Raw genomic sequence first — 16,295 nt, 5'->3', positions numbered from 1 at the left:
GCATTAGAGAACGGGTCCGGGATGCTCCCGTAACGCCGTCAGCAAAGCCGCGGCACTGGCGCCACGACAATCCACAACTGTTTGGGCCCCGGCGGCACGTGCCAGCTCGGCGACCCGGGGGCTTGGAACAAACAACGACAACCGCGCCAATTGCGGCCAGGCATCGCCGGCCAATTGATGCAGGTGCTCAAAACCCTGCCCACTGCTGACCACCAGCCCGTTCAAGCGTTCCGCTTCGATCAGGTCAGGCAGCGCTGCCGGCGGGTAGTGCGGCAGGTCGCGGCGGTACAACTCCAGATACTCGACACTAGCACCAAGCTCGCGCAAACGCTCAGCCAGCAACTCGCGCCCCCCCTCCCCGCGCATGATCAGCACGCGCGGACCGGGCCGCGCGATTGCCTCGCGCAACCGGGGAAGCTCAAGCAAGGCTTCGCTGTCATCGCCATCCACCGGGAAGCTGATGTCCAACCCGCGATTCTCGAGGATCTGCGCGGTGGCTGCGCCCACGCTGAACCACTTCAAACCAGGGGGTTGCGGCCGATACCGGTCAAGCAGATCCACAGCAATTCTGGCGGCCGGCTTGCTGACCACGATCACCGCGCAAAAGCGATCCAGTCCCTGAATCACCTCGCGCATTGTGTCAGAGGCAGGAATCGGCTCGATCTCCAAAAGCGGCAAACTGCGGCTGAAAATCCCCTTTTCGGCCAAAAGACTGCTCAGCGCCGCCGACTCATCCGCGGGACGCGTCAGCAGCAGGCGCCAACCCGTCACTCGTGACCTGCCTCGCCGTAAACTGCTTTCAGGATGTCGTTGGCGCCTTGACTCAGCAGGTCTTCAGCCACTTTCACGCCCAAGGCTTCGGCTTCGCTGCGTGGCGCACGAGCCTCGGCGCTGAGCAGCAGACCGCCGTTCGGATCACCGACAAGACCACGCAACCAAATCTGCTCGCCTTCAAGCATGGCATAGCAGGCGATCGGCACTTGGCAGCCGCCATTCAAATGTTTGTTGAGAGCACGTTCGGCGGTCACGCGGGTGGCGGTGTCCTGATGGTGCAGCGGTGCCAACAGCGCGTGAATTTCGCTGTCGACGCTGCGGCATTCAATACCCACCGCGCCTTGGCCACCGGCCGGCAGACTGTCGTCGACGCTGATGGCCGAGGTGATGCGGTCTTCAAAGCCCAGGCGAATCAGGCCGGCGGCGGCGAGGATAATGGCGTCGTATTCGCTGGCATCGAGCTTGGCCAGGCGCGTGTTGACGTTGCCGCGCAGGAAGCGGATTTCCAGGTCCGGACGACGGGTCAGCAACTGGGCCTGACGGCGCAGGCTGGAAGTGCCGACGATGCTGCCTTGCGGCAATTCGTCCAGGCTGGCGTAGGTATTGGAAACGAAGGCATCACGCGGGTCTTCGCGCTCGCAGATGCAAAACAGACCGAGGCCTTCAGGGAAGTCCATCGGCACGTCTTTCATCGAGTGCACCGCGATGTCGGCTTCGTTTTCCAGCAGCGCGGTTTCCAGTTCTTTGACGAACAGGCCCTTGCCGCCGATTTTCGACAGTGGCGAGTCGAGCAACTTGTCACCGCGACTGACCATGGGCACCAACGTCACAAGCAGACCCGGATGGGCCTCTTCCAGACGGGCTTTGACGTATTCGGCCTGCCACAGGGCGAGTGCACTTTTGCGGGTGGCGATGCGGATTTCGCGAGAGGACATGGATCAATCCGTACTGAATAGATACGGCGGATAATAACAGCTCAGCCAAATCCACTTTGACTTGTATCAGAAACCGCGTGGCCTCCCTGGCCTCAGACATCCAGCGATCTGGATGAAAACCGCCCATAAATGGCGGTTTAAAGCTGTTGCATCATCTTGCGCACGCCGGCCACATGCCGTCGGCTGACGATCAGGGCGTCGCCGTTCAAGCCTTTGAGGAACAGCTGAAAATGTCCTAGAGGCGTGCGTTGCAGGCGTTCGATGCGTTCGCGGGCGACCAGCGCGTTGCGGTGGATTCGCACGAAGCGGTCGCCAAATTCATCTTCAAGGGCCTTGAGCGGCTCATCCAGCAGCACTTCGCCGCCTTCGTGGCGCAAGGTCACGTATTTGTGATCCGCAATGAAGTAGACCACCTGACCCAACGGGATCAATTCGATACCTTTACGGGTACGGGCGCTGATGTGGCTGCGCGGGCCGCTGCCACTTTCGGCGGCGGGACGGGTCAGGGCCGCGAGCTGGACGCGATTGGGCCGCTCGGCTTTTTTCAACGCTTCATGCAATTGTTCTGTACGCACAGGTTTCACCAGATAGCCTACGGCGCTGGCCAGTAAGGCTTCCACGGCAAATTCATCGGGCCCTGTGCAAAACACCACGGCGGGCGGGGTTTCGCGTTCGCACAATCGTGCAGCCACTTGCAGGCCATCGAGGCCCGGCATGCCGATATCGAGCAGCACGATATCGGGTTTGTGGCTGTCGATCAGAGCCAACGCCTCATCGCCGTTCGTGGCGCTAGGCTCCAGGACACTGTATCCCTCGAGTTCGCCAACCATTCGGCTCAGGCGCTCGCGGGCAAGGGGTTCGTCATCAACGATCAGGACATTCATATTGCGCTGGATTCCTGCGTGAGTCTCGCACAAGGATAGCGTAGACAGGTGAAGTGACGTCCGTCACCGCGATCCACGCTAAGACTAGCGCGAGGGCCAAAAAGTGCCGCCCGTCCGACGGCTAAATTTTCATCTGTCGTGCGTTTGGCGGCCCAGGCCCGCGTTGGCGAGGCATCGCCGTAGGGTTTGTTGATACACAATATGAACACCCCCTCTTCTTATAGTCAGCTGCAGCGTCTAGAAGTGCGCTGATCCTACTGTCCAACTGTAGACGGTTGCCGGCACGATATTGCTCAATTGAAAAATATCGTTGCGCAAATCCCCTCAGCGTTGACTCGAGTATGGACCGCCACCTCAGAAAAAAACGTATCGACCAGTGTCAGCGACAGGATTGGCAACCCTGTTATTATCCGCGACAGCTTTCTACGCCATCTTTCTTCAGCCGACACGAGCGAATTCATGAGCACTGACAAGACCAATCAGTCCTGGGGCGGCCGCTTCAGTGAACCCGTCGACGCCTTCGTCGCCCGCTTCACCGCCTCCGTCACTTTCGACCAGCGCCTGTATCGCCACGACATCATGGGCTCGATCGCTCACGCCACGATGCTGGCCAAGGTCGGCGTGCTGACTGATGCCGAGCGCGACAGCATCACTGATGGCCTGAAGACCATCCAGGGTGAAATCGAGGCCGGCCAGTTCGACTGGCGCATCGACCTCGAAGACGTGCACATGAACATCGAGGCGCGTCTGACCGACCGCATCGGCGTCACCGGTAAAAAGCTGCACACCGGCCGCAGCCGTAACGACCAGGTCGCCACCGACATCCGCCTGTGGCTGCGTGACGAGATCGACCTGATCCTGAGCGAAATCACCCGTCTGCAAAAAGGCTTGCTGGAGCAGGCCGAGCGCGAAGCCGGTAGCATCATGCCAGGCTTCACCCACCTGCAAACCGCACAGCCGGTCACCTTCGGGCACCACATGCTGGCCTGGTTCGAGATGCTCAGCCGCGACTACGAGCGTCTGGTCGACTGCCGCAAACGTACCAACCGCATGCCGCTGGGCAGCGCCGCACTGGCCGGTACCACCTACCCGATCGACCGCGAATTCACCGCCCAACTGTTGGGCTTCGACGCTGTGGGCGGTAACTCGCTGGACAACGTGTCCGATCGTGACTTCGCCATCGAGTTCTGCTCGGCCGCGAGCATCGCGATGATGCACTTGTCGCGCTTCTCCGAAGAGCTGGTGCTATGGACCAGCGCGCAGTTCCAGTTCATCGATCTGCCGGACCGTTTCTGCACCGGTAGCTCGATCATGCCGCAAAAGAAAAACCCGGACGTCCCAGAGCTGGTGCGTGGCAAGACCGGCCGCGTATTCGGCGCGCTGATGGGCCTGCTGACCCTGATGAAAGGCCAGCCCCTGGCCTACAACAAGGACAACCAGGAAGATAAAGAGCCTCTGTTCGACGCTGCCGACACGTTGCGCGACTCGCTGCGGGCCTTTGCCGACATGATTCCGGCGATTAAACCCAAGCACGCGATGATGCGTGAAGCAGCCTTGCGCGGTTTCTCCACCGCCACCGACCTGGCCGACTACCTGGTTCGCCGCGGGCTGCCGTTCCGTGACTGCCACGAAATCGTTGGCCATGCCGTGAAGTACGGCGTGGAAAGCGGTAAAGACCTGGCGGAAATGAGCCTGGAAGAGCTGCGCAAGTTCAGCGACCAGATCGATCAGGATGTGTTCGCCGTGTTGACGCTGGAAGGCTCGGTGAATGCCCGTGACCACATCGGCGGGACTGCGCCGGCACAGGTCAAAAAGGCTGTGGTTCGCGGACAGGCGTTACTCGCCAGCCGCTAAACCGTCAAAAGCTTCGCGAGCAGGCTCGCTCCCACATTAAATCGGTGGTGAACACAAACCTTGTGAACACCATAGATCCAATGTGGGAGCGAGCCTGCTCGCGAATGCGGTCTTGAAGACGCTAAAAAAACCTACTTCTTGGACGCGACCATCGCCAAAAACGCAGGCATTGCCGCATCCTTGTCCGCCGTAATCCGTTGTACGTTCGGATTCTGCTCCAGACGCTCCAGCAGCGCCTTGGCCGCCGGCATCTCAGCCAGCAAATCCAGGTCAAACAGCTTCTGCGCCACCGCACAGGCCAGTGGCACGCTGTAGAGGAAATACAAGTCCGCAATGCTCAGGCTGTCACCTGCCACATAAGGGGCGAACTTGCCGTGCCTGCCCAGTGAGGCAAACCCCAGCAGCAACTCGGCTTTGGTCTTGTCCTTGATCGCATCCGGCACCGTCATGCCGAAAAATGCTTCAGCGTAACAGGCACGCCCAGGCAATTCGATGTACATCTCGATTTCCTTGGCCAGTGCCAGGACCTGCGAACGCTCAAAGGGATCGCTCGGCAACAGCGGCGTGCCTTTCTGGCTTTGTTCGAGGTACTCGAGAATCACGCTGGTTTCGTTGACGAAACCCTGTTCGACGCCCAGCACCGGTATCTTCCCACGCGGGCTGATGGCTAATGCCTCGGGGCTCGGCCCCGGGTAAAACAGTACCTCTTCAAACGGCAGTCCCTTCTCGAGCAGCGCCAGCTTGACCATGTTGTAGTAGTTACTGACGGAAAATCCATAAAGCTTGAGCATCACATAGCCTCCAGGCCGTGCGGGGTTGGCAGGTGCCTTTTATAGAATGCCGCGGCGTTTCTTGCCAGCAGCATCACAGCGCTGAATGCAGGTAAACTGGCCGCCTTAACTTGAGGAGCCTGCCATGAGCGAGCCAACCCCCGGCATCAACAACGACGACATCGACGAAGAAGAGTTCGCCGAAAACACCCTGGTCGAAGCCATCGAAAACCAGATCGAAAGCGACAACCCGCCAGCCGCCAAAGCAACCTTCAACAAGCTGACATTGGTGGGTTACGAGCGTGAAGAAATCCTCAATCTGATGGCCCACGTTCTGGCAGTGGAAATCGACGCGATCCTCGAAGAAGACCGCGCGTTCAACACTGAATGGTATGAAGCCGCGTTGCGTGCATTGCCAGAGTTGCCGCCGGAAAAGAAATAAAATCAAAAGATCGCACCTGTCGAAGGCTGCGATCTTTTTCAATTCAGGCAACCGTTTCTCAGACCCTGACTACACTGAATCCACCCCGCTGCCGAACCACCCGCCGGGGAATGCTTCCCAAGGCGAAAAAACCCTGTCGCGAGCACTGGACATGCCGCTCGAGTGGGATCACCTTAGGGACGCTGTCGTCCAATTCCTAGAAAGTCTGGAGTCCTTATGTCGCTTACCCCTGAGTTGGTTGCCGAACTGGAAATCCTCGCACTCTTCAACCTGGACAGTTCCCAGGAAGGTTTGAAAATTCATCAGACCGCTGCCCCGAAAGCCATTGCCGCCGCCCAACGCCTGTTCGATAAAGAACTGATCACTCAGCCCGATGGCGGTTATCTGACCAGCCTGGGTCGTGATGCCGCGCAAAATGTGCAAACCGTTCTGACCATTCTCAACGTCCGGGAAACTGCCTGAGCATTACCGTAGCGCCCACGGAAACCCCTGCTACGGGATTTCCGCGGGCACATTTCGTTACTTGCCTGTTACCTGCCGTCGCCCCGCGATAAAAATCTGACGCCAGAAAAACAAAATCAGCTTAAAAGTCCTGGAGCCGAGGCGCTAAACTGCCCCTCATCCGCAGACACCCATGTCTGTGCCCCGCGAGCCGGTTTGAGCTGACATGACCCGCACCCATGAAATCCGCCCCGATCTGGACGAGGGAATCGACCGCAAGGTTCTCAGCCAACTGCGCGCACGCTTTCTGAAGCTCAACGAAGGCCGTATGGCCCGGGCCATGGAAGGGTTATCGACCCGCCAGCAAGCGGTGCTGACCCTGTTACCGCTGTTTTTCCACGTCAATCATCCGCTGTTGCCGGGGTACGTTTCGGGCAGCACGCCGGCCGGGCTGTCGAATTACGAACCCGACGCCAACGCCCTCGCCGAAGCCCAACGCCTGACCCGCTCGTTTTCCTATAAGCCCCGCCACGGCAGCAATCCGCCGCGACCGATTCACGGCCTGTTCCTGATGGGCAGCCTCGGCACCCTCGCCCAGGCCGACCAGAGCGACATGGATGTATGGGTCTGCCACGGGCCGGACTTGAGCGAAAGCGAACTCACTGAACTGCGCAAAAAATGCCAGCTCCTCGAAATCTGGGCGGCCAGCCAGGGCGCCGAGGCGCATTTTTTCCTGATCGACCCGGCCCGTTTCGTACGCGGCGAACGTGATACGCAACTGAGCTCGGAAGACTGCGGCACCACCCAGCACTATCTGCTGCTGGACGAGTTTTATCGCACCGCGATCTGGCTGGCCGGACGCACGCCTGTCTGGTGGCTGGTGCCGGTCTACGAAGAAGCGAGCTACGACCGTTACACCCACACACTGATGTCCAAGCGCTTCATCCGCGCCGACGAAACCCTGGACCTGGGGCATCTGGCCTATATCCCGCCTGGCGAATACATCGGCGCCGGGCTCTGGCAGTTGTTCAAGGGCATCGAGTCGCCATACAAATCGGTACTCAAACTGCTGCTGACCGAGGTCTATGCCAGCGAACACCCCACGGTTCATTGCCTGAGCCTGCGCTTCAAGCAAGCGGTGTTTGCTAATCGGCTCGACCTTGATGAGCTGGACCCGTACGTCGTGGTTTACCGGCGCATCGAGGAATATCTAACTGCCCGTGGCGAGCCGGAACGGCTGGAGTTGGTACGCCGGGCGTTGTACCTGAAGGTCAATCGCAAACTCACCGGCAGCAGCAGTCGCACTCAGAGCTGGCAGCGTTCGTTGCTCAAACGCCTGGCCCACGAATGGCAGTGGGATCATCGTCAACTGGCCCTGCTCGATAGCCGCAGCCAGTGGAAAGTCCGTCAGGTCAGCTCTGAACGCCGGGCCTTGGTCAACGAGCTCAATTACCGCTACCGCTTCCTGACCCAGTTCGCCCGCAACGAACAGACCGTCAGCCTGATCAACAAGCGCGACCTCAATGTGCTGGGTCGACGGCTGTACGCGGCCTTCGAGCGCAAGGCCGACAAGGTCGAGTTCATCAACCCTGGCATCGCCCCGGACCTGGCCGAAGACACCCTTACGCTGGTGCATGCGCCGAACAAAAAAGAATCGGGTCAACCTCAGTGGGGCTTGTACAACGGCAGCCTGACGGCCCTCGAATGGGAGCATTTCGCACCGATCAAGCGCAGCCGCCAATTGCTGGAACTGCTGACCTGGTGTCACCGCAATGGCGTGATCGACAGCAGCACTCGCCTGGCCTTGCATCCCGGCACCAGCGATTTGAGCGAGTTCGAACTGTTCAACCTGCTCGGCAGCCTGCAACAGAGCATCGTCCTGCCGCTGACGACCGTCGCCGAAGAACCATTACTGCGCGCCAGTGTGCCGAGTGAAGTGCTGATCCTGGTGAACGTCGGCGTCGATCCACTCAAGCACCACCGCGACCTGAACATCCTGATGACCACCGAGCGCACCGATTCCCTGAGCTACGCCGGCGTCCGGGAAAACCTGGTGCTGACCCTGGATCAGGTCACGCTCAATAGTTGGAACGAAGTGCTGGTCAACCGCTTCGACGGCCCCCACGCACTGCTCGACTGCATGCGCGATTACCTCAACAACCTGCCCGACGGGTTACAACAACCCACGTTGCGGGTTCGGTGCTTCTGCCACAACCGCGCGCAGTTCATCGCCCGACGGGTCGAAGAAATCCTCGACACCGCGCAGAACCTGCTGTTGAGCAAACTCAATCATCGCTACCTGATTCAGGTCCAGCAGCACTACCACGTGTTGGAACTGGTGCCCGGTCAGGTCAATCATGTCGCCCTCGCCACGCTGCCGGCGCTGGTCGATTACCTGGGCGAAGAGCTGACAAGCTACAGCCCGCTGCACCTGGACCCGATGGCACTGGAAGACCACGACCTGGCGCTGGTCCTGCCGATGGGCCAGCCCGATTGCATCCAGGTGTTCTACCGGATCAACGAATACCACGCTGACCTGTATGTCCTGGATGAATTCAATGCCCTGTGGCAGCAGCGCTTGCCCTACCACGACGAGCAGAGCCTGCTGGTGCCGCTGCAACGTTTCCTGCAATCGATCCAGTACCGGCGCGACGCCTTGCTGCCGATGGATATCGCCCAGCCGCTGAGCCTGGACACCTTGTATTACCAACTGCTGCCTTCCGGCCCCGTACGGGCGCGTCGGGTCGAAGCTCGGCCTGCGCCGCAGACCCCGGTCAACAAACCGTACTACGACGTGCAGGCGATTGTCGGCAAAGCCGCACCGGGGCAGGTGCACGTCACGTTGTATTGCAATCAGCGGGAGTTTTCAGAGCTGGAACATGGCGACCAACTGTTCAGTGTGGTCGCCCGGGAAATCGTCGAGCAGCGCCGTGAAACCGAACGCTATCGCTGTTACATCACCGACCTGGACCTGACGGGCCTGCTCGGTGATGGGCAGAACTCAAGCAATCTGTACCTGCGCTACAAGGCAGACCTGGAACGCGCGTTGAACGAGGCGCTCGAACAGGTCTGAGGGAGGGTCATTCCGGGAAGTCGCCGCCATTGGCAGGCTGCGATTCGACTTCAAGCAGGGTTAGCTTGAGGGTCTTGCCACCAGGAGCCGGCCAGTCGATGTGCTGACCCACCTTCATACCGAGCAAAGCACTGCCCACTGGCGCAAGAATGGAAATTTTGCCTTCGTCGGCATTGGCATCCTTCGGGTAAACCAGTGTCAGGTGATAGTCCTTGCCGCTGATCTCTTCACGGCAATGCACACGGGAATTCATGGTCACGACATCGGCGGGCACTTCATCGTGACCGACCAGGGTATCGGCGCGATCCAGTTCGGTTTGCAGCGCGATAACGCCCGGCAGCGTGTCATCCAGGCTGTCGATCAGGCGCTCCAGACGTTGAACGTCCAGACGGGTAAGGGTAATGGAAGGTGCGATCATGATAGAGGCAGACTCCTTTCTTCTGCACAGAAAAAGCAAAACCCCGCCAGAAAAAGGCGGGGTTTTCACGAACCTCGATGGGTTGAGGCGTACCCGGACACTATCACAGCTCAATAAATATACAAGTCAGGCCCCGCCGACCTGTTTGCGCTGTGCGGCCTGGGCGCAGATAACCCGACGACGATCATCATCGGCCGAGCGCCATTCGCGGATGTCTTCGACATGGCGAAAACACCCAAGGCAGACCTTCTGCTCATCCAGCCGACACACGCCGCTGCACGGCGAAGCCACCGCCGGGCTGACATTGCTGTAGAGCGGTTTGGGCGGACGAACGGGCGCAGGCTGGGTCACGATCTCACAGGCCTTCGAAATCGAGCTCGGCGTCACCTTGCTGCTTGACGATGCGTTCAAGCATTTCGCCCAGCTGCTCTTCGCTCTTGTCGCACATCCAGCGCTCGCTCTCTTCGTCGTAGTCGAAGTGGAAACCACCGGAAACGGCCGCCAGCCACAGCTGCCGCAGCGGCTCCTGACGGCTGAAGATCAACTGGCTGCCATTTTCGAACTTGACGGTGAGCACACCGGCCGAGCTCTCCAGATCGATATCCAGGTCACACTCGTCAAAAATATCCTCCAGCGTCTGCTGGGTGGCATCGACCAGATCGTGGAAACGGGCTTCAGTCAAACTCATTGCGGGAACCTCAAAAAGTGTCTACTCACGCTCAAGCGCCGCAAGATACGGGCGAGCCCCGGTGATTGCAAAGGATAACGACCAAGCGTCGATATAGGTACATCAAACACTGTACCTGTGGGAGCGGGCCTTTGTGGTGAGGGGATTTAGCGAAGCGTCGCACCGCCCCGCTGGGTGCGAAGCAGCCCCAGCAGTTCAAGGTTAAACGGGAGTGCTTGCGACTGCTGCGCAGCCGAACGGGGATAAATCCCCTCACCACAAGCCCCGCCGGACGGGAGCCCCGTCGCATAGGCAAGCTGCCGGGTGGCCGGTATACTCCGGCGCAATTAATGCATTTTCAAGGATTTCGCCATGAAGCGCCTGATCTCTTCCCTTGCTGCGCTCCTCGCGGTTGCCTGCCTTGTGTCGGCCTGCGGTCAAAAAGGCCCGCTGTACCTGCCTGACGATAGCCAGGACCCTGCCGAGCAGGCCCAGTCGTCGCAGCAATCTCCGTCGAAAGCACACAAGCACGACGTCTACCAATAAGGGAACGCCATGGACGCTTTTAACTACCGTGACGGCGAGCTGTTCGCGGAAGGTGTTGCCCTGTCCGCCATCGCCGAACGCTTTGGCACACCGACTTACGTCTACTCCCGCGCGCACATCGAAGCCCAGTACCTGGCTTACGCTGATGCGCTGGCCGGCATGCCGCACCTGGTCTGCTTTGCGGTCAAGGCCAACTCCAACCTGGGTGTACTGAATGTCCTGGCACGTTTGGGCGCCGGTTTCGACATCGTCTCCCGTGGCGAACTGGAACGCGTACTGGCCGCTGGCGGCAGCGCCGACAAGATCGTCTTCTCCGGTGTCGGCAAGACCCGTGACGACATGCGTCGTGCCCTGGAAGTCGGCGTGCATTGCTTCAACGTCGAATCCACCGATGAGCTGGAACGCCTGCAAGTCGTCGCCGCCGAGCTGGGCGTTCGCGCACCGATCTCGCTGCGCGTGAACCCGGACGTCGACGCCGGCACTCACCCGTACATTTCCACCGGTCTTAAAGAGAACAAATTCGGCATCGCCATCGCCGACGCCGAAGACGTGTACATCCGCGCCGCGCAGCTGCCTAACCTGGAAGTGGTCGGTGTCGATTGCCACATCGGTTCGCAACTGACCACCCTGCCGCCCTTCATCGATGCTCTCGACCGCCTGCTGGGCCTGGTCGACCGCCTCGGCGATTGCGGCATTTACCTGCGCCACATCGATCTCGGTGGTGGTTTGGGCGTACGTTATCGCGATGAAGAGCCGCCATTGGCTGCCGACTACATCAAAGCCGTGCGCGAGCGTCTCGACGGTCGCGACCTGGCGCTGGTGTTCGAGCCAGGCCGCTTCATCGTCGCCAACGCCGGCGTACTGCTGACCCAGGTCGAGTACCTCAAGCACACCGAACACAAAGACTTCGCCATCGTCGACGCAGCCATGAACGACCTGATCCGCCCGGCGCTGTACCAGGCCTGGATGGACGTCACCGCCGTGCGACCGCGCACTACCGCAGCTCGCGCCTACGACATCGTCGGGCCGATCTGCGAGACCGGCGACTTCCTGGCCAAGGATCGTCAGCTGGCCCTGGAAGAAGGCGACCTGCTGGCCGTGCATTCGGCCGGTGCCTACGGGTTTGTCATGAGTTCCAACTACAACACCCGCGGCCGTGCCGCTGAAGTGTTGGTGGACGGTGATCAGGCATTTGAAGTGCGTCGCCGTGAGACGGTAGCCGAGTTGTTTGCTGGCGAAAGCCTGCTGCCGGAGTAAAACCATGCTGCTGCGTTTTACCAAAATGCACGGCCTGGGCAATGACTTCATGGTCCTCGACCTGGTCAGCCAGCATGCGCACATCCTGCCCAAACATGCCAAGCAATGGGGCGATCGGCATACGGGTATCGGTTTCGATCAGTTGCTGATCGTTGAAGCGCCCAGCAACCCGGACGTGGATTTCCGCTACCGGATCTTCAACGCCGACGGCTCCGAAGTGGAACAGTGCGGCAACGGTGCGCGCTGTTTCGCTCGCTTCGTGCTCGACAAGCGCCTGACCGCGAAGCGGCAGATCCGCGTCGAGACCAAAAGCGGCATCATCGAACTGGATATCCGCAGCGACGGGCAGATCGGCGTCAACATGGGCGCACCGCGCCTGGTGCCGGCCGAGATTCCATTTGAAGCGCCGGAGCAGGCTACGAGCTATCAGGTTGACGTCAACGGCACTCTGGTCGACCTGGCCGCCGTGTCCATGGGCAACCCCCATGCCGTGCTGCGGGTCAGCGACATCAACAATGCACCGGTGCATGAACTGGGGCCGAAAATCGAAAACCATCCGCGCTTCCCGGCGCGGGTCAATGTCGGTTTTCTCCAGGTCATCGACCGGAGCCGCGCGCAGCTGCGCGTCTGGGAACGCGGGACCGGGGAAACCCAGGCTTGCGGAACCGGCGCCTGCGCTGCCGCAGTGGCTGCGATCAGCCAGGGGTGGATGGATTCGCCACTATTGATCGACCTGCCCGGCGGGCGTTTGTCCATTGAATGGGCAGGCCCTGGCCAACCGGTCATGATGACCGGCCCGGCAGTGCGCGTTTATGAAGGACAAGTGCGTCTTTGAGAGAGTCGAATCCATGAAAGATAAGCCCCAGGTTCCCGCCCTACAGCCCGACGAATCCCCTTCCGAAAGCCTTGAGGCGGCGGCGATTGCCGCGTACCTGGAGGCTCATCCGGATTTCTTCGTCGAGCACGAAGAACTGCTCGCAACCTTGCGCATCCCGCACCAGCGTGGCGACACCATTTCGCTGGTCGAACGCCAGATGACCATCCTGCGCGACCGCAATATCGAATTGCGTCATCGCCTCTCGCACTTGATGGACGTGGCCCGCGACAACGACCGCCTTTTCGACAAGACCCGCCGCCTGATTCTCGCGCTGATGGACGCCACCAGCCTGGAAGACGTGGTGATCAGCGTCGAAGACAGTCTGCGCCAGGACTTCCAGGTGCCCTTCGTCAGCCTGATTTTGCTGGGTGACAACCCGATGCCGGTCGGCCGCTGGGTGACCCATGCCGACGCGCAAACGGCCATCGGCGGATTGCTCTCGGAAGAAAAAAGCGTCAGCGGCAGCCTGCGTGAACACGAACTGGACTTCCTGTTTGGCGAAGAACAGCGCAAACAGATCGGCTCCACCGCCGTCGTCGCCATCAGCTACCAAGGCATCCATGGCGTCCTGGCCATCGCCAGCCGCGACCCGCAGCACTACAAGAGTTCGGTGGGCACCCTGTTCCTCAGCTACATCGCCGAAGTCATGGGCCGCGTGCTGCCACGGGTCAACACTTCCCTGCGCTCGGTACGCTGATCGTGGAACGGCAACTGGACGCTTACTGCGAACACCTGCGCAGTGAGCGGCAGGTGTCGCCTCACACGCTGTACGCCTACCGTCGCGACCTCGACAAAGTGCTGGGCTGGTGCGTCAAACAGAACATCAGCAGTTGGGCGGCCCTGGACATCCAGCGCCTGCGTAGCCTGATCGCTCGCCTGCATTCACAGGGCCAATCTTCGCGCAGCCTGGCGCGGCTGCTGTCGGCGGTGCGCGGGCTCTATCACTATCTGAACCGCGAAGGCCTCTGCGACCACGACCCGGCCAACGGCCTGGCGCCGCCGAAGGGCGAACGTCGGCTGCCAAAAACCCTCGACACCGACCGCGCGCTGCAACTGCTTGAGGGCGCGGTGGAGGATGATTTTCTGGCCCGTCGGGATCAGGCGATTCTGGAGTTGTTCTATTCCTCAGGTTTGCGGTTGTCGGAACTGACCGGGCTCAATCTGGATCAGCTGGACCTGGCCGACGGCATGGTTCAAGTGCTTGGCAAGGGCAGCAAGACCCGACTGCTGCCGGTCGGCAAAAAAGCTCGCGAAGCGCTGGAGTTGTGGCTGCCACTACGGGCCATGACCAACCCTGCGGACGATGCGGTGTTTGTCAGCCAGCAAGGCCGGCGCCTCGGCCCTCGGGCAATTCAGGTGCGGGTTAAAGCCGCTGGCGAGCGCGAGCTGGGACAGAACCTGCATCCGCACATGCTGCGACACTCCTTCGCCAGCCATTTGCTCGAGTCTTCCCAGGACCTGCGGGCGGTTCAAGAGTTGCTCGGCCACTCGGACATCAAAACCACCCAGATCTACACCCACCTGGACTTCCAGCACCTGGCGACGGTTTACGACAGCGCCCATCCACGGGCCAAACGCATCAAAGGCGATGAGTCATGAGAATTCAATTGATCACCTTCGACCTCGACGACACCCTGTGGGATACCGCCCCGGTGATCGTCAGCGCCGAAGCCATATTGCGTGAATGGCTGACCGAACATGCACCAAATCTGGGCGCCGTGCCGGTGGAGCATTTGTGGGCGATTCGCGAACGGATCCTGAGCAGTGAACCAGGCCTCAAGCACCGCATCAGCGCCCTGCGCCGCCGAGTCTTGTTCCACGCGTTGGAAGAGGCTGGTTACGACCATGGTCAGGCCTCAGACCTGGCCGATCAGAGTTTTGAGGTGTTTCTGCATGCCCGGCATCAGCTGGAAATCTTCCCGGAGGTGCAACCGACCCTGGAGACTCTGGCCAATCACTATGCCCTGGGCGTGGTCACCAATGGCAACGCCGATGTGCGTCGGCTAGGGCTGGCGGATTACTTCAAGTTTGCCTTGTGCGCCGAAGACATCGGCATCGGCAAGCCAGATGCGCGACTGTTTCATGAGGCGTTGCAGCGTGGTGGTGCGACGGCCGAGACGGCCGTGCATATTGGCGATCATCCAGGTGACGACATTGCCGGCGCCCAGCAGGCAGGTTTGCGAGCAATCTGGTTTAACCCGGCGGGCAAAGTTTGGGAAGCCGAGAAGGCACCGGACGCCGAGATTAGCAGCCTGAGCGAGTTGCCGGCGTTGTTGGCGCGGTGGAATTCCCAACACCAATCCTGAGATCACGCAGGCTCACGATTTTATTGCGCCCATGAAAAAGCCCGCAGCGACGGCGGGCTTTTTCAGCAAGCAAGTAGAAGGCTCAGATAGGCCGGCTGCCATACTTGTTATCAGGCTTCTTGGGAGGATCGGCGACCACATTGGCCTCCACTTCCTGCACCTTGCCGCCCTTGGCCAGGAACTCTTCCATGGCCCGCGCCAGAGCATCACGCTCCTTGTTTTTCGCTTCGACGCTCGGCAGCTCATCGACCGATACCGCTGCCTTGGCTTTGCCTTTGGCGGTCGGAGCGGGCGCTTCGCCGCCATCGTCTTCAGCGACGTCGTCCGTCGCTGCTTCCAGACCTTCTTCGGTTTCGTCGTCGCCTACTTCGAGGTCGTCGTTTTCCAGATCATCGTCGCTCATGTTCTACCTCATGACTTGCGAAAAGCAGATTAGTTATAGCCCAGCTTCGCCGTCTGTCGAAGGCCGCCGGAAAAAATTCTACGACCGCTGGCAACCAGCGGCTTATGCCTCTTCACCGTGCACGGTGGCGAGGACTTTACGGGCACCGCCAAAATCACGGTGCTCGCCCAGATAAACGCCTTGCCAGGTCCCCAGCGCCAGTCGGCCCGCCGAAATCGGCAAACTGAGCTGACAGCCAAGCACGCTGGCCTTGAAGTGCGCCGGGAGGTCGTCCAGGCCTTCGTCGTTATGCTCATAGCCGTCTGTTCCTTGTGGGATCAGACGATTGAAAAATCGTTCGAAGTCGCGACGTACCGCCGGATCGGCGTTCTCGTTGATGGTCAACGACGCCGAGGTATGCTGCAGCAACAAATGCAACAGACCGACCCGACATGCCTTGAGTTCAGGCAGGCCGGCGAGTAACTCGTCCGTTACCAGATGAAAGCCCCGGGGCCTCGCCCGCAGGGTAATCAGAGTCTGTTGCCACATACAGTTCTCCGCACGTTCGGGGCGCATTCTAGCGCGCTCTGGGAAAAAACAAAGGCCCTAATATTCCTTCAATCATGTAAGCCATTGGCCGCAGAAAAACGCTCGTCGTAAACGCCACTA

General features: G+C 60.2%; 19 protein-coding genes. 10 read left to right on the top strand and 9 right to left on the bottom strand.

Going from position 1 to position 16,295, the window contains the following annotated elements; translation table 11 throughout:
- Positions 1 to 3 precede the first annotated feature (3 nt).
- The 3 genes from MO767_RS04415 to MO767_RS04405 all read right to left on the bottom strand — a co-directional run bounded on the left by MO767_RS04415 (position 4) and on the right by MO767_RS04405 (position 2,593).
- Positions 4 to 771, bottom strand: a complete 768-nt coding sequence (locus MO767_RS04415; RefSeq protein WP_282479542.1) for a uroporphyrinogen-III synthase — start codon at positions 769 to 771, stop codon at positions 4 to 6.
- Positions 768 to 1,709: a hydroxymethylbilane synthase gene (gene hemC / locus MO767_RS04410; RefSeq protein WP_282479541.1), complete on the bottom strand. Its 942-nt coding sequence runs from the start codon at positions 1,707 to 1,709 to the stop codon at positions 768 to 770. The genes MO767_RS04415 and hemC overlap by 4 nt, the downstream gene beginning before the upstream one ends.
- Before the next feature lie 137 nt (positions 1,710 to 1,846).
- Positions 1,847 to 2,593, bottom strand: coding sequence for a LytTR family DNA-binding domain-containing protein (locus MO767_RS04405; protein WP_282479540.1), 747 nt, complete (start codon positions 2,591 to 2,593; stop codon positions 1,847 to 1,849).
- 459 nt (positions 2,594 to 3,052) lie between these two features.
- Here MO767_RS04405 and argH point away from each other — a divergent pair, with 459 nt between their 5' ends.
- Positions 3,053 to 4,447 carry an argininosuccinate lyase gene (argH, locus tag MO767_RS04395; RefSeq protein ID WP_282479539.1) on the top strand — a complete coding sequence of 465 codons (1,395 nt, stop codon included), beginning with the start codon at positions 3,053 to 3,055 and terminating at the stop codon, positions 4,445 to 4,447.
- 131 nt (positions 4,448 to 4,578) lie between these two features.
- On the opposite strand, the gene MO767_RS04390 is transcribed toward argH, so the two are convergent.
- A complete protein-coding gene (locus MO767_RS04390) occupies positions 4,579 to 5,238 on the bottom strand; it encodes a glutathione S-transferase (protein ID WP_282479538.1) in 660 nt (219 codons plus the stop codon).
- A gap of 124 nt (positions 5,239 to 5,362) precedes the next feature.
- On the opposite strand from MO767_RS04390, the gene MO767_RS04385 reads away from it, so the two are divergent.
- The 3 genes from MO767_RS04385 to MO767_RS04375 all read left to right on the top strand — a co-directional run bounded on the left by MO767_RS04385 (position 5,363) and on the right by MO767_RS04375 (position 9,173).
- Positions 5,363 to 5,659 (top strand): hypothetical protein, encoded by a 297-nt coding sequence (locus MO767_RS04385; protein WP_046045090.1) that lies wholly within the window; start codon positions 5,363 to 5,365, stop codon positions 5,657 to 5,659.
- A 216-nt stretch (positions 5,660 to 5,875) separates the two neighbouring features.
- Positions 5,876 to 6,121 carry a TIGR02647 family protein gene (locus MO767_RS04380; protein WP_008150272.1) on the top strand — a complete coding sequence of 82 codons (246 nt, stop codon included), beginning with the start codon at positions 5,876 to 5,878 and terminating at the stop codon, positions 6,119 to 6,121.
- Between the two features lie 205 nt (positions 6,122 to 6,326).
- Positions 6,327 to 9,173, top strand: a complete 2,847-nt coding sequence (locus MO767_RS04375; RefSeq protein ID WP_282479537.1) for a class I adenylate cyclase — start codon at positions 6,327 to 6,329, stop codon at positions 9,171 to 9,173.
- 7 nt (positions 9,174 to 9,180) lie between these two features.
- Here the strand turns inward: MO767_RS04375 and rnk are convergent, their stop codons facing one another.
- From rnk to cyaY, 3 genes are all read right to left on the bottom strand, one after another.
- Positions 9,181 to 9,591, bottom strand: coding sequence for a nucleoside diphosphate kinase regulator (gene rnk, locus MO767_RS04370; RefSeq protein ID WP_282479536.1), 411 nt, complete (start codon positions 9,589 to 9,591; stop codon positions 9,181 to 9,183).
- 126 nt (positions 9,592 to 9,717) lie between these two features.
- Positions 9,718 to 9,942, bottom strand: coding sequence for a DUF1289 domain-containing protein (locus tag MO767_RS04365; RefSeq protein ID WP_082555745.1), 225 nt, complete (start codon positions 9,940 to 9,942; stop codon positions 9,718 to 9,720).
- A 4-nt stretch (positions 9,943 to 9,946) separates the two neighbouring features.
- Positions 9,947 to 10,279 (bottom strand): iron donor protein CyaY, encoded by a 333-nt coding sequence (gene cyaY, locus MO767_RS04360; protein WP_282479535.1) that lies wholly within the window; start codon positions 10,277 to 10,279, stop codon positions 9,947 to 9,949.
- A 351-nt stretch (positions 10,280 to 10,630) separates the two neighbouring features.
- Here cyaY and MO767_RS04355 point away from each other — a divergent pair, with 351 nt between their 5' ends.
- Genes MO767_RS04355 through MO767_RS04330 form a run of 6 tightly spaced genes read left to right on the top strand, consistent with a single transcriptional unit; the run spans position 10,631 to position 15,244 of the window.
- The gene (locus MO767_RS04355) at positions 10,631 to 10,804 is read left to right on the top strand and encodes a lipoprotein (protein WP_282479534.1); all 174 of its coding nucleotides are present in this window, start codon (positions 10,631 to 10,633) and stop codon (positions 10,802 to 10,804) included.
- 9 nt (positions 10,805 to 10,813) lie between these two features.
- Complete coding sequence (lysA, locus tag MO767_RS04350) at positions 10,814 to 12,061, top strand: diaminopimelate decarboxylase (protein ID WP_111448322.1); 1,248 nt, start codon at positions 10,814 to 10,816, stop codon at positions 12,059 to 12,061.
- Positions 12,062 to 12,065: 4 nt separating this feature from the next.
- A complete protein-coding gene (gene dapF, locus MO767_RS04345) occupies positions 12,066 to 12,896 on the top strand; it encodes a diaminopimelate epimerase (protein ID WP_282479533.1) in 831 nt (276 codons plus the stop codon).
- A 13-nt stretch (positions 12,897 to 12,909) separates the two neighbouring features.
- Positions 12,910 to 13,635 carry a DUF484 family protein gene (locus tag MO767_RS04340; RefSeq protein ID WP_282479532.1) on the top strand — a complete coding sequence of 242 codons (726 nt, stop codon included), beginning with the start codon at positions 12,910 to 12,912 and terminating at the stop codon, positions 13,633 to 13,635.
- A 2-nt stretch (positions 13,636 to 13,637) separates the two neighbouring features.
- On the top strand, positions 13,638 to 14,537 hold the full coding sequence (gene xerC / locus MO767_RS04335; protein ID WP_008150257.1) for a tyrosine recombinase XerC: 900 nt from the start codon (positions 13,638 to 13,640) through the stop codon (positions 14,535 to 14,537).
- The gene (locus MO767_RS04330; RefSeq protein ID WP_282479531.1) at positions 14,534 to 15,244 is read left to right on the top strand and encodes an HAD-IA family hydrolase; all 711 of its coding nucleotides are present in this window, start codon (positions 14,534 to 14,536) and stop codon (positions 15,242 to 15,244) included. Before xerC ends, MO767_RS04330 begins: the two co-directional genes overlap by 4 nt.
- A gap of 82 nt (positions 15,245 to 15,326) precedes the next feature.
- On the opposite strand, the gene sutA is transcribed toward MO767_RS04330, so the two are convergent.
- Both sutA and MO767_RS04320 read right to left on the bottom strand, forming a co-directional pair.
- Positions 15,327 to 15,647 carry a transcriptional regulator SutA gene (gene sutA, locus MO767_RS04325; protein WP_282479530.1) on the bottom strand — a complete coding sequence of 107 codons (321 nt, stop codon included), beginning with the start codon at positions 15,645 to 15,647 and terminating at the stop codon, positions 15,327 to 15,329.
- A gap of 102 nt (positions 15,648 to 15,749) precedes the next feature.
- Entirely contained in the window at positions 15,750 to 16,175 is a 426-nt protein-coding gene (locus MO767_RS04320) for a secondary thiamine-phosphate synthase enzyme YjbQ (RefSeq protein WP_128604654.1), read from the bottom strand.
- Positions 16,176 to 16,295: the final 120 nt, after the last annotated feature.

Source organism: Pseudomonas sp. UYIF39 (assembly GCF_029963765.1).
Classification (GTDB): Bacteria; Pseudomonadota; Gammaproteobacteria; order Pseudomonadales; family Pseudomonadaceae; genus Aquipseudomonas.
Note: the sequence above shows the minus strand (reverse complement) of the source record. Positions and strands in the feature narration are given on the sequence as shown.